A 12,177-nucleotide genomic window follows, 5' to 3' on the forward strand; every position below is an offset into this window, starting at 1 on the left:
ATTGTGCATTTCATGCACAAAAATCGCCTCAATTCGATACACCTCCGAACTACGTCCAGAGCCCGCGCAAGCGGGCTTTTGCGTTTCTTGGGCCCGCCGATCATGTTCCTGCCGACCTACTGCTTCCTGCTCTGGGGCGTCTGGGCACAGGCGTGCTGGCCCAACTGCGACGGCTGATCCGTCGTGCACCGGTTGTCTCCTCCACCCACTCCCTGTGGTGGTTTGCCCGGTCACCCGTTCCGGGCGTTTTTCTTTCCCGTCCCCGCATTTTTCCCGCGTATGAAAAAGCCCGACCAGCTCGCTATCCGCTACCGCGCGGCGAGCGACCTGGTTCGGTACGAGCGGAATGCGAGGACGCACAGCGCCGGGCAGATCGATCAGATCAAGGCGTCGCTGCGGCGCTTCGGTTGGACGAACCCGGCCCTGACCGCCGGTGACGAGCTGCTGGCCGGCCACGGCAGGCTCGAAGCTGCCACCCAACTTTGGGCGGAAGGCGAGACCATCCAGAATTGCCCGGTGGCAGGCGAGGTACCGACGGTCGACCTGTCGCACCTGGACGACGACGAGCGCCGCGCCTACATCCTCGCGGACAACAAGCTGGCCGAGAACGCCGGCTGGGATCCGGGCCTGTTGGTCGCCGAGCTATCTGACCTGCGCGAAGTCGGGTTCGACCTCGAGGTGATCGGCTTCGATGCCGGCGAGCTGGCCGAGCTGCTCGACCCGCAGCAGCCGGGGCCCGGTGGCGGTGGTGGCCAGTCCCTGGCCGAGCGCTTCATGGTTCCCCCGTTCAGCACGCTCAACGCGCGCGACGCGGCATGGCAGGAACGCAAGAAGGCCTGGCTGGCGCTGGGCATCCAGTCCGAGCTGGGCCGCGACGCGCCGGCGTACGCTTCGGCGTCCGACCACCAGAAGGCGGGCGGGCCGGCGACGCAGCACAGGACCAGCGTCTTTGACCCGGTACTGAGCGAGCTGGCCTATCGCTGGTTCTGCCCGGCCGGCGGCCTGGTGCTGGACCCGTTTGCCGGCGGCAGCGTGCGCGGCATCGTGGCGGCGCGGCTGGGGCGGCAATACTTGGGCATGGAGCTGCGGCCCGAGCAGGTCGAGGCCAACCGCGGCCAGCTGGGCCTGCTGCAGCCGGAAGATCCCGCGCCCGCCTGGCACGTCGGCGACAGCCGGCAGATCGGGCGGCGCCTGGCCGATGTCGAGGCCGATTTCGTGTTCTCGTGCCCGCCATACGCGGACCTGGAACGCTACTCGGACGACCCGGTAGACCTGTCCACGATGGACTATCCGGCCTTCCTGACGGCCTACCGCGAGGTGATCGCGGGTGCCGTCGGGCAGCTCAAGCCGGATCGCTTTGCTTGCTTCGTGGTCGGCGACGTGCGCGAGAAGCGCGGCACGGGTGTCTACCGGAACTTCGTGGCCGACACTATCGAGGCGTTCCTCGACGCCGGCGCGCAGCTGTACAACGAGGCCATCCTGCTGACCGCCTACGGCAGCCTGCCCATCCGGGCAGGCAAGCAGTTCGCGGCGAGCCGGAAGCTGGGCAAGACGCACCAGAACGTGCTGGTGTTCGTGAAGGGCGACTGGAAGCGGGCGGTGGCCGCCTGCGGCGACGTGGACGTGTCGGACGACCTGTTCCCGGAAACCCTGGGGAGCTGACCCATGCTGATGACGATCAACCTGGTGGCGAACGCCATCATCTGGGGCGGCTCGATCTGGGCCGTATTGACGCAGAAGGTGCCCAACCGGACTGGCGGCGCCATCGTGCTGCTGCTGGTGAACTTCGCCGCGCTCGGGAACATGGTCAGCCCCTGGGCATGCCACAGCGAGCCCGAGATCGGCTTGAACCTCGCTGTCGCCCTCGGCGTGCTGTGGGGCGTCTGGCGGCTGGAGCTGCGGCACATCGTGAAGCGGAGGCTGGCTTGATCCCGATCCCGACTAACATCCCGTGGCGCGCTATCGGATGGGCACTCGTAGCTGCCTTGCTGGTGGCCTCCGGCTGGCTTGTCAACGGCTGGCGCAAGGACGCCGAAATTGCCGAACTCACCGCCGCGCGTGCGCAGGCGGATCTGGCCAGCGCCAATGCCGCGATCGGGGATATGCGCGAAGCCGGTGCCAAGATCCGCCAGCACGCGGACGATTACCTCACCATCCAGTCGACCCTTGGCGCCAAGGTAGACGCAGCCGTGAAGGAATTCCGAAATGCGAAGAAGCCTCTGCCTGTGGATTGCCGCCCTGACGATTTCCGGGTGCGCAAGCTGTCCGACGCCGTCGGCGCGGCCAAGCAAGCCGCCGCCGCTCGATAGCACGTTGGCGGCGCCGTGCGCGGTGCCCGACGCGCCGGCTGTGGCAGACTATGACGTGTGGCAGGAGTGGGTGATGAAGGATCTACTGGGCGCGCTGGGCGAATGCGCGGCGCGACACCGGAAGACCGTGGAGGCGTGGCCAGGCTGAATGGCGAAGCTGATTGTGTCGCCCATGGCAAAAGGCTCGCCACATGTCGGGGGGGTATAAAGGGGTCGTGAGATGAGAGACGGCGCGTTCGCCGTCTACCAACAACTGCAAAGGAGATACGCGCCATGAGCACTACCACGACACGCGTCCGCAGCGGAGAGGGCTAACACATGGGGGGCGCAATCGCAATGTTCGGCGCGCTCGTGTGCTTTTGGCTGACGGGCGCCAAGCGGGCCGCATTGTGGGTCGCGGGCATCATGGTGCTCGGCCCCGTTGTGTTCCTCATCAACGCCGAGGGGCGGTCATGCGGGGCTGCGTGGTTCTGCGATTTCATCCCGAGTTCGTTTATGGCGCCGCCGCGTTGCCCGGATGATGGCGAGCCGGTGACCACCCGCATTTTCACCGAGGAATACGTCGACGCCGAAGTGCACCGGCTTATCAGTACCGGGGTTTGCCAGGCTGAAGCCATCGCACGCATACACACCGGATGGGGAGCGAAGTTCGCCCCGGAGTATCTCGCCCGCTATGGGCACCGCGTGCCTTAGCCACGGATCGCGCCCGTATCGCAGGGCAGGCCTGCGAGTGCAGCTACGACACATTGACGCCCAGCACGTAGTGAATCTGTGAGCCGCCAACCCAAAAAATAGAAGAATTGGTAACCGTAGTAGAGATTCTGGCATCAGGCGCCGCCGGACAAAGCGACGACGCCCAGCGCTATTTGCGCCAGCGTGCCCTGCGCAATGCAATGCGCCGTAGCGCTTCCGCCTTCATTGTCGCCAGCTGGACTTCATGCTCTGGCGTCCTGACTTCCCCGAGCCACCCTCGCGAGCCTGGAGTGCCACTGGCATAGTCTGCCTCCAGCTTTTCGACGATGCAGGGTTCATCCGTTAAGGTGCGCAGCCAGCTTTCGGCCATCACCCCGCCTCCCCCGTATAGCAGCTCCGCGATGTAGTGGGCCTGCTGCACAACCGCGCGCAAACGCGCAATCTCCCAAAGCAAGTCCCGAACATCCGGGTTGCGATGCCGCAGCCCGATGTCGCGCAACTCGTCTTCCGACAGCGCCGGCAGATCCCGAGGCAATTCCTTGGCTGGCATGGACGTGAAATCTTTGCAATCTGGCGGATTGATCCGTGTTGAGTTGCCGGCAACTGAGAAATCTCCCGGATCACACGGATTTTTAGCCTCGCGCTATGGCCGCTGGCGGCGCGCGAACAACACCGTGCTCGGCCCGAGCTCGACCCATCGAGCTACCGGGTGCCGTTGCACTTGCCCGTAGGCGTGGAATGAAAGGTAGTCTGGCGTCCAGCGCAGCGCGCGCACGTGGCGCACATCAAGGCCGTGGACGATGATCCCGTCTCGCGCATCGCTGACGCCTTCGCAGGCCAGTCGCTCTTCGACCAGGTCGTCGGCAAAGAACCGCGCCTCCAGGAACACGGAAGGCGCGGCGAGTATGATGTCCATAGCGGTTCGCTTGAGTACTGTATGGATATACAGTGTACCCAACCGCCAAATCGGGCAGCAAATTATTTTCGGGGCACCGTAAGGGGCACTGGGAATATCACAATCTTCTAATCCCGCGCTAGTGAATGGTTTCCGGCGGATTTATGAATCCTGTCGGCGGGACCATTCCTCAGACTGTCCCCGCGAATCCCCAAAGCATCCCTAAACAAAGGTTCTCGGCCGTTTTGCTGCCGGCGGGTCCCGGCCCCACACGCTTCCCTTTATTTCCCGGCAACAAATCGCAGTACCAGATCTAGTCGCTGCGCGTGGCGACGAGTTGGGGGACTTCCCACCGCCAGTTTCGTCCGCTCGCTTTCCCCCACACGGCCGGTCAACGAGAACTGTTCTCAATACGTTACGGAATCTTACATCGCTCGCAGAAGCCGGTCGGTATGCGAAGACAGCGGCACCCGCTTCCTTGAGTGTCATGCGAATTTTTACTCTCTTTTCGACGAAGATGGCTGCTAAAGCCGATCAAATCGCTTCGGGGTTTGGGCCAACCCCTATGGGGTACCTTGTAATTTTCTGTAATGATTGAGGAATGCTCTGACCACAAAAGAGCTCCCAGAGGTGGAGGAGAAATTGCGGGTGCTATTCACGAACTTCCACCGTGGAAACGGTGGCGGGCACGATACCTATGTCATCAACCTGCTGGCAGGCTTGGCGCCGGCCGATGAAGTGACGGTGGCGGCTCCACGGACCAGCCGTCTGTTCCGGCTCGCCAGCGGCCGCGCAGGCGTCGAGGTGGCGGCGGTCGACTATGCGCCGCGGGGCCTGCGCTGGCTGCGCGAGTTGTGGGCGCTCTGGCGGCTCATGAGCCTTGGGCGCTTCGATATCGTCCATGTCAACGGTTCAGCCGACCACAAGCTGGTCATGCTCGTTGTCCACTGTGTCCCATGGCGTCGACATGGGGCACTTTGCACCGCCGGCGCCGGCGGAGGCCGATGCGCTGCGGGCACGATACTTTGGTGCAGGCTCGGCATGCACTGTCTTCGTCAGTACCGCGGGTACCCGCTATGAGAAAGGCTGGACGGACCTGCTGGAAGCCGTTGCGCAGTTGCCCGCCCACTTGCGTAGCGGTGTACGCGTGATCCTGGCTGGCGAAGCGCCATTGCCATGCATGACCGGGAAGGTCGCGGCGCTGGGACTCGGATCTCAGGTCGTTTTTACGGGCTTGCTGGACGATGTTCGTCCCACCCTGGGGGCAGGGCACACCGCCTTTGTGCTGTCGCGGAGTGAGACTCTGTCGTTTGCCTGCCGCGAAGCGATGGCGATGGGCCTGCCGGTACTGGTTTCCGATGCCGGCGGCCTGCCCGAGAACGTGACCGATGGGCAAGACGGGTGGGTGGTGCCGTGCGCCAACATCGAGGCACTACGGGCGCGGCTGGAGCAAATCCTGTCAGCGCCCGATCGGCTGGCCGAGATGGGTGACGCTGCCCTGTCCAAGAGTCGGACGTACTTTGGCATGGATACCTTCGTCGCCGGCACCCTCAGCGTGTACCAGGCGGTTCTCGAGCGGGGAGCGCCGCCTCAACCCGTGCCCGCCGCGCTGACCCAGAGCCCAGCCAGTAACCGCGCACTTCGTACGACATGTCGATCCCGATCCTGACCTATCACCAGATTGATATCGTGCCGCCCCATGGCACGCCGTTTCGTGGCCTGACCGTCAGTCCCGCGCAGTTCCGCCAGCAGATCGCCTGGATGCGCCGGCTGGGCTATCGCGGCCTGTCGATGCGCGAACTCATGCCCTATGTTCGGGGCGAGTCTGCCGGCAAAGTGTTCGGGATTACGTTTGACGACGGCTTCCGCAATGTCCACCGGTATGCGCTGCCCATCCTGACGGAGTTCGGCTTTAGTGCCACCACCTACTTTGTGTCCGGCCAGATCGACGGCAGCAATGTCTGGGACGCCAGCCAAGGCGTGCCGCCTGCTCCGCTGATGAACGCCGAAGAGGTGCTGGAATGGGCCCGCCTCGGCCATGAGGTCGGCGCCCATACGGTCGACCACGTGCACCTGCCGGCATTGCCGGCGGCGGAAGCCCGCCGGCAGATTGAAACCTCCAAGGCAGCGCTGGAGGACCTCGTGGCGATGCCGGTCACTGCGTTTTGCTACCCTTATGGCGAACAGCAGGCGACGCACCGGGAAATGGTGCGCGAAGCTGGCTACGACAACGCCACGCTGACGCAGCGCGGGCTGGCGCGTGCCGATGACGACCCTTTCGGCCTGCCGCGAGTCCATCTGCATTGCGGCACCAACCTGTTCCGCTTCCTGCAGAAATGCCTGACGCGGCATGAGGACAAGCGGCGGGGTGACTGACCTCAGGCGGCGTTACTGTGGACTAGCCCCGCCGACAGCGGCCACATTCCGTTAGACATCAATCCTCCAGACTCCGGAGCGCTCGCCATGGAACTGAAATACAAAGGTCGTGAAATCTCAATCCAGGCCAAAAAGGACGCGAGCGGCCAGTGGGACTGGTCGTATGGCATCCGCGGTCACGGACACCGGCACAACACCGGGGCGCTTGCTCCCACGGAATCGGTCGCGATCGATAACGCCTATGCGTCCGCAAAACGGGAGATTGACCAGGCCACTTCAGGCGACGCCAACGACTGACACTTCCTGAATGCCACTAGTGGAGAAAGACATGGATCTCCAAGGGTTCACGTATTACCGCGACCACTGGTATGAAGCATCGGCAACGTCCCTTGGCGTTGGCGGCCCCTGGCAAGGTGAGGTGACCATCTGCGCGAAAGCGGCGGATGGAGCGCCACTCAAGGTCTTCGATCACCATCTTGTTCCGGGCCAGTTCTTCAGCGAAGGCGAGGCATGGCAGCATGCCTCGGACTGGGCCAGGAAGCAGATCGATGCGCGCTTTGGCTAGCACGCGCGCCAGTCGCGCTGCGCCAGGGCTTATGCCGCGCTGCATTCGGCGATCAGCACGTTCGCGGGAATCTTCAGGTCACGGTGCAGCCGCCGGATCATGGCCAGACTCAGCGCGCGCTTGCCATTCAGCACTTCATATACGCGGTTGAGGTTACCCAGGTACGGTTGCATGTCGCGTGGCGTGAGGCCTGCTTGCTCCATGCGAAAGCGGATCGCGGCGATCGGATCCGGCAGGTCCATCGGAAAGTGCCCGGCTTCATACCGTTCCACCAGCATGGAGAGGATTTCCAGCTTGTCGCCCTCAGGCGTGTCGGGCGCCGGGTCTGCATCGACCAGGGCGGAGACCGCGGCCAGCGCTTCCTGGTAGTCGGCTTCAGTGTGCAGGGGGCGGATATCCATGGTGATCACTCCATTTCCACGGTGGCGGCGTCAATGCGGTCATAGTCGAGATGGGTGCCGATGAACTTCACGTAGACGACGCCCAACCGGTATGCGACAGCGACGATAAGCCGGTACTTGTTCCCGCCGAGATTGAAGACCACGCGGTTGTTGCCAACGAAGCTGGCACTGGCGTAGCGCGCCTTGATGTCCCTGGGCGCGGTCCAGGCCGCGCAGCGGGCTTCTTCATGCCAGGCAAGCAGCGGTTGCCTGGCTTCGGGGTGGAACTTGCTGAACTGAAGCAAAGACCTCTTCGCTATGATTCGCATATGGGCAATGCTAGTCCCAAAATGGGACTGCGGCAAGAGTGGATGAGGGGTCAGCCACTGCCGAGCATACCTACGATCAATGCGCGCTAGTCTTCGAAAACAGCTGAATGACGGCGACGCCGGTAATAATCAGACCAATCCCAGCGCAAGCCGCCAGGTCCGGCACCTGCCGGTACAGCACCACCGCGATCAGTGACACCAGTACGATCCCGGCCCCGCTCCAGATCGCATAGGCAATTCCCACCGGCACTGTCCGCATCACCAGCATCAGCAAATAGAACGCCGCCACATAGCCGGTCACGACCAGCACGCTGGGGACCAGCCGCGTAAAGCCCTGCGACGCCTTCAGGCTGCTGGTGGCGATGACTTCGGCGACGATGGCGAGGGCGAGGAGCAGGTATCCGTTCATGGGAGTACAAGTGGGTGGGCCGAAACGGGCCGAAGCCGGCATCTTAGCGCTCCCGCATGTTGCGCCAAAGCCGCGTCCCTCCGTTGCGGTGGTTGTGCAAAGCGGTGATGGAGGATTGAATGTGGCTATAACGACGAAAGCAAGCGGGCGCATGGCCGGCCCGCGGCACAAGCCCTATAAGGCAGTCGCGGTAGTTGGCCCGACCAAGCCGGCACGAACCCAACGATGCCGGCGGCGGGCATGGGTAAGGGGAGCGGTATGCATCACAATGGCATCGACGGCACGTCCGCCGGGACGTCTTCGCAGCCCGGGGACGGGGAGCCCGCGCCGGACGCGAATCCGTGGCAGGACACCATCGCCGCGGCGGACCAAGCACTGGAAGAGGCTTCGCGCATCCAACGCGGCGTGCAGCACAACCTGAAGCTGTTGCAGGAGGTGCGGTCGCTGCGCGAAGAGTTGCGCAAGGCCCATGCGGAGGTCGATCGCTACCGGGGCATGCATGCCCGGGTGGTGGTCAGCATGCGTCAGCTGGACGAAGACCATGTGGGGGAAATGAGCCGGCTCCAGGCGGCGAACGAGATGCTGCAGGTGCGCCATCGCGTCTACAAGCTGATGGCCGAGCACTACGCGCGCGCGGCGTTGAACCTGGATCCGGAAACCTTCGCGGCCCACCGCGACCGCGTGCTGCAGCATGTCTTGTTCCAGCGCCGCAGGGGCGCATCGTCCGACGATATCGGCTACGCGGACGTGGCTTTCCTGATGCTCTAGCGGCGATGCTCAGGCGGCGCGCCGGCGCAGCACGTGGAACGCCAGCAGGCCGCCCACCACGCCCCAGAACGCAGAGCCGACACCCGCCAGGGTCATGCCGGACGCCGTGATCATGAAGGTCAGCAGCGCGGCTTCGCGCTCGGCCGGGATTTGCATGGCCACGGTCAGGCCGTTGGCGATCGAGCCCATCAGCGCGAACGCGGTCACGCCCACCACCAGCGCTTGCGGAAAGGCCGCAAACAGCGCCGCGATGCTGGCCGCCAGCGTGCCCGCGACCAGGTAGCCCACGCCGCAGACCACGGCCGCGGTATAGCGGCGGTTGCGGTCGGGGTCGGCCTGCGGGCCGGTGCAGATGGCGGCAGTGATCGCCGCCAGGTTGACGCCGTGCGAGCCGAACGGCGCCAGCACGGCCGAGGTCAGGCCGGTGAGCGAGATCAGGCGCGAGGCCGGCACGTGGTAGCCGTCGGCTTGCAGCACGGCCAGCCCGGGGATGTTCTGCGAGGCCAGCGCCACGATGAACAGCGGAACCGCCATGCTGACCAAGGCTGACAGCGAGAAGGCCGGCGTGGTCCAAACCGGCACCGCCAACGCCAGCCGCACGCCCGAGAAATCGAGCTGGCCGAGCACGCCGGCGACTACCGCCCCGGTCAGCAGCACCCCTGGCACCGCATAGGCCGGCCACAGGCGCCGCCCGAGCAGGTAGGCGGCGAACATCGCCAGCAGCAGCACGGTCTGGTGCTGCGCCTGCACGAACACATCCACGCTGATGCGGAACAGGATGCCGGCCAGCAGGGCTGACGCGATGCTGGCGGGCAGGGCGCGCATCAGCTTGTCGAACCAGCCGGTCATGCCGGCCGCGGCCATCATCAGCCCGGCCAGCAGGAAGGCGCCGATGGCTTCCGCGTAGGGCACGCCGGGCAGGCTGGCGATCAGCAGCGCCGCGCCGGGCGTGGACCAGGCCACCACGATCGGCACGCGCAGCGCCAACGACAGGCCGATGGTGGTGATTCCCATGCCCATCGACAGCGCCCAGATCCAGGACGAAATCTGGGCATCGGTCAGGTGGGCGGCGTGGCCGGCCTGGATCATCAGCACCAGCGAACTGGTATAGCCGGTGAGCGTGGCGACCAGCCCGGCGACCAGCGCGGACACGGACAGGTCGGACAATTTCAGTGAAGCGGTGGTCATGAGGGTGGCAGCAGGCCATTGGCACGGCCGACATCTTCGCATGAGTGCCTTGGCCGTACCAATTTGCCGCGGCGGCGTCCAGAAATCGCGGTTGACGGGGCTTTCCCTTACGGACTTTTCCGACTGGAGCGGGCAAGGGGGCGTTGTTATGCTGGCTTCGTGCCTTGCGAGCAGGGCACCGAGGAGAGACTCTTGGGCCCGCAGTGCGCGGGCCCTTCTTTTTTGGGGCCAGCCTTGGCCCGGCCCCGGTCGTCTACAATGCGGGCTGCCGTGCCACGCCAGCCCTGGCTGCCAGGCCGTCCCTCCTTTCTCTCGTCGTCTCGTCTTTCTCCCATGGCCCTGTTTTCCATTACCGACGCCCAGCTTGCCTTCGGGCACGTGGCCCTGCTCGATCACACCGACTTTTCGCTGGAGGCCGGCGAGCGCGTGGGTTTGATCGGGCGCAACGGTTCGGGCAAGTCCTCGCTGCTGAAGATCGTGGCGGGGCTGTCGGCGCCCGACGATGGGCTGATCGCGCGCCAGAGCGGCGTGACCAGCGCCTACGTGCCGCAGGAGCCGCAGTTCGAGGCGGGCATCACCGTGTTCGACGCCGTCTCGCAGGGCATGGGCGATGCGCACGACTTGCTGGTGCGCTACGAGGCCGCCGCCGACCGCGTCGCCGAGAACCACGACGACGAAGCCGCGCTGGCCGAATTGCACCGGCTGCAGTCCGAGTTGGACGCCGCCGATGCCTGGCAGCTGCGCACCCGCGTGGAAACCACGCTGGCGCGCCTGGGGCTGGATTCGCACACGCGCGTCGAGGCACTGTCCGGTGGCCTGCAGAAACGCGTGGCGCTGGCGCAGGCGCTGGTGGCCGAGCCCGACATCCTGCTGCTGGACGAGCCCACCAACCACCTCGACGTGGAAGCGATCCGCTGGCTGGAAGACCTGTTGCTGGGCTTCCGCGGCAGCGTGCTGCTGATCACCCACGACCGCGCCTTCCTCGACCGTGTCGCCACCCGCATCATCGAACTGGACCGCGGCCGGCTGGTGTCCTTCCCCGGCAACTTCGCCGCCTACCAGGCGCGCAAGGAAGAGATGCTGGCGGCGGAGCAGGTCGAGCAGGCCAAGTTCGACAAGCTGCTGGCGCAGGAAGAGGTGTGGATCCGCAAGGGGGTGGAGGCGCGCCGCACGCGCAGCGTGTCGCGCATCCAGCGCCTGGTGGCGATGCGCAACGAGCGCGCCGCGCGCCGTGAAGTCCAGGGCAACGTCAAGCTGGAGGTGTCGCAGGCCGACCGCTCCGGCAAGATCGTGGCCGAGCTGACCGACGTCAGCAAGGCCTATGGCGACAAAGTGGTGGTGCGCGACTTCACCGCCACCATCATGCGCGGCGACAAGGTCGGCCTGATCGGCCCCAACGGCGCCGGCAAGACCACGCTGCTGCGGCTGATCCTGGGCGAACTGGCGCCGGACAGCGGCACCGTGCGCAACGGCAGCAACCTGCAGGTGGCGTATTTCGACCAGATGCGCACCGCGCTGGATCTGGAGCGCTCGCTGGCCGACACCATCAGCCCGGGCAGCGACTGGGTCGAGGTCAACGGCCAGCGCAAGCATGTGATGAGCTACCTGGGCGACTTCCTGTTCGCGCCGGAGCGCGCGCGTTCGCCGGTCAAGTCGCTGTCAGGCGGCGAGCGCAACCGGCTGCTGCTGGCGCGCCTGTTTGCGCGCCCGGCCAATGTGCTGGTGCTGGACGAGCCGACCAACGATCTCGACATCGATACGCTGGAACTGCTGGAAGAACTGCTGCAGGACTATGGCGGCACCGTGTTCCTGGTCTCGCACGACCGCGCCTTCCTGGACAACGTGGTGACCTCGACCCTGGCCGCCGAGGGCGGTGGCGTGTGGCGCGAATCGGTGGGCGGGTATTCCGACTGGGTCGAGCAGTCGGCCCGCAGCGCGGCGCTGCAGGCGGCGCGCAAGCCGGAGCAGAAGGCGGCAGAGCCGGCAAAGGGCAAAGATTCGCGCGAGGCGCGCGGCGCCAATCGTACGGTCAAGCTGTCGTACAAGGAGCAGCGCGAACTGGACGGCCTGCCGGAGCGCATTGCCGCGCTGGAAACCGAGCAGAAGACGATCTCGGCGCAGCTCGCGGACGGCTCGCTCTATGTCAGCGATGCGCCCAAGGCCGCGCAGCTGGGCACGCGGCACGATGAGATCGAGATGGAACTGCTGGAAGCGCTGGAGCGCTGGGAAGTGCTGGAGGCGAAGTCGAAGGGCGAGGGAGCCTGA

16 protein-coding genes and 1 pseudogene are annotated in these 12,177 nt (G+C 65.3%); 11 read left to right on the top strand and 6 right to left on the bottom strand.

What is annotated here, in order from left to right; genetic code table 11:
* The first annotated feature begins 279 nt into the window (after window positions 1–279).
* From AC3WVS_RS18115 to AC3WVS_RS18130, 4 genes are all read left to right on the top strand, one after another.
* Window positions 280–1,662, top strand: coding sequence for a DNA methyltransferase (locus AC3WVS_RS18115; protein ID WP_492319779.1), 1,383 nt, complete (start codon window positions 280–282; stop codon window positions 1,660–1,662).
* A gap of 3 nt (window positions 1,663–1,665) precedes the next feature.
* Window positions 1,666–1,929: a hypothetical protein gene (locus AC3WVS_RS18120; protein WP_492319780.1), complete on the top strand. Its 264-nt coding sequence runs from the start codon at window positions 1,666–1,668 to the stop codon at window positions 1,927–1,929.
* Window positions 1,926–2,309 carry a hypothetical protein gene (locus AC3WVS_RS18125; protein WP_492319781.1) on the top strand — a complete coding sequence of 128 codons (384 nt, stop codon included), beginning with the start codon at window positions 1,926–1,928 and terminating at the stop codon, window positions 2,307–2,309. Before AC3WVS_RS18120 ends, AC3WVS_RS18125 begins: the two co-directional genes overlap by 4 nt.
* Window positions 2,310–2,645: 336 nt before the next feature.
* Window positions 2,646–3,002 (top strand): hypothetical protein, encoded by a 357-nt coding sequence (locus AC3WVS_RS18130; RefSeq protein ID WP_492319782.1) that lies wholly within the window; start codon window positions 2,646–2,648, stop codon window positions 3,000–3,002.
* 169 nt (window positions 3,003–3,171) lie between these two features.
* Here AC3WVS_RS18130 and AC3WVS_RS18135 read toward each other — a convergent pair whose 3' ends face one another.
* Both AC3WVS_RS18135 and AC3WVS_RS18140 read right to left on the bottom strand, forming a co-directional pair.
* Complete coding sequence (locus AC3WVS_RS18135) at window positions 3,172–3,552, bottom strand: hypothetical protein (protein WP_492319783.1); 381 nt, start codon at window positions 3,550–3,552, stop codon at window positions 3,172–3,174.
* A gap of 93 nt (window positions 3,553–3,645) precedes the next feature.
* Window positions 3,646–3,918, bottom strand: coding sequence for a hypothetical protein (locus AC3WVS_RS18140; RefSeq protein ID WP_492319784.1), 273 nt, complete (start codon window positions 3,916–3,918; stop codon window positions 3,646–3,648).
* Window positions 3,919–4,635: 717 nt separating this feature from the next.
* Between AC3WVS_RS18140 and AC3WVS_RS18145 the strand changes: the two are divergent.
* The 5 genes and pseudogenes from AC3WVS_RS18145 to AC3WVS_RS18165 form a co-directional block, all read left to right on the top strand.
* A pseudogene (locus AC3WVS_RS18145) lies at window positions 4,636–4,779 on the top strand (glycosyltransferase family 1 protein); the annotation flags it as partial.
* A 19-nt stretch (window positions 4,780–4,798) separates the two neighbouring features.
* Window positions 4,799–5,566, top strand: a complete 768-nt coding sequence (locus tag AC3WVS_RS18150; protein WP_492319785.1) for a glycosyltransferase family 4 protein — start codon at window positions 4,799–4,801, stop codon at window positions 5,564–5,566.
* Window positions 5,548–6,273 (top strand): polysaccharide deacetylase family protein, encoded by a 726-nt coding sequence (locus AC3WVS_RS18155; RefSeq protein WP_492319786.1) that lies wholly within the window; start codon window positions 5,548–5,550, stop codon window positions 6,271–6,273. Before AC3WVS_RS18150 ends, AC3WVS_RS18155 begins: the two co-directional genes overlap by 19 nt.
* An 87-nt stretch (window positions 6,274–6,360) precedes the next feature.
* On the top strand, window positions 6,361–6,570 hold the full coding sequence (locus tag AC3WVS_RS18160; RefSeq protein WP_035816994.1) for a hypothetical protein: 210 nt from the start codon (window positions 6,361–6,363) through the stop codon (window positions 6,568–6,570).
* A 31-nt stretch (window positions 6,571–6,601) separates the two neighbouring features.
* Window positions 6,602–6,838, top strand: a complete 237-nt coding sequence (locus AC3WVS_RS18165; protein ID WP_010813577.1) for a hypothetical protein — start codon at window positions 6,602–6,604, stop codon at window positions 6,836–6,838.
* 29 nt (window positions 6,839–6,867) lie between these two features.
* On the opposite strand, the gene AC3WVS_RS18170 is transcribed toward AC3WVS_RS18165, so the two are convergent.
* The 3 genes from AC3WVS_RS18170 to AC3WVS_RS18180 form a co-directional block, all read right to left on the bottom strand.
* The gene (locus AC3WVS_RS18170) at window positions 6,868–7,239 is read right to left on the bottom strand and encodes a helix-turn-helix domain-containing protein (protein WP_492319787.1); all 372 of its coding nucleotides are present in this window, start codon (window positions 7,237–7,239) and stop codon (window positions 6,868–6,870) included.
* Window positions 7,240–7,244: 5 nt separating this feature from the next.
* Window positions 7,245–7,547, bottom strand: coding sequence for a type II toxin-antitoxin system HigB family toxin (locus AC3WVS_RS18175; RefSeq protein WP_492319788.1), 303 nt, complete (start codon window positions 7,545–7,547; stop codon window positions 7,245–7,247).
* A gap of 76 nt (window positions 7,548–7,623) precedes the next feature.
* Window positions 7,624–7,956: a DMT family transporter gene (locus AC3WVS_RS18180; RefSeq protein WP_492319789.1), complete on the bottom strand. Its 333-nt coding sequence runs from the start codon at window positions 7,954–7,956 to the stop codon at window positions 7,624–7,626.
* Window positions 7,957–8,214: 258 nt separating this feature from the next.
* Here AC3WVS_RS18180 and AC3WVS_RS18185 point away from each other — a divergent pair, with 258 nt between their 5' ends.
* On the top strand, window positions 8,215–8,724 hold the full coding sequence (locus tag AC3WVS_RS18185; protein WP_492319790.1) for a hypothetical protein: 510 nt from the start codon (window positions 8,215–8,217) through the stop codon (window positions 8,722–8,724).
* Window positions 8,725–8,733: 9 nt separating this feature from the next.
* On the opposite strand, the gene AC3WVS_RS18190 is transcribed toward AC3WVS_RS18185, so the two are convergent.
* The gene (locus tag AC3WVS_RS18190) at window positions 8,734–9,912 is read right to left on the bottom strand and encodes a benzoate/H(+) symporter BenE family transporter (protein WP_492319791.1); all 1,179 of its coding nucleotides are present in this window, start codon (window positions 9,910–9,912) and stop codon (window positions 8,734–8,736) included.
* Between the two features lie 333 nt (window positions 9,913–10,245).
* On the opposite strand from AC3WVS_RS18190, the gene AC3WVS_RS18195 reads away from it, so the two are divergent.
* Entirely contained in the window at window positions 10,246–12,177 is a 1,932-nt protein-coding gene (locus AC3WVS_RS18195; RefSeq protein ID WP_492319792.1) for an ATP-binding cassette domain-containing protein, read from the top strand.

It is taken from the genome of Cupriavidus sp. CPT47-8839-RL05A (genome assembly GCF_058792255.1).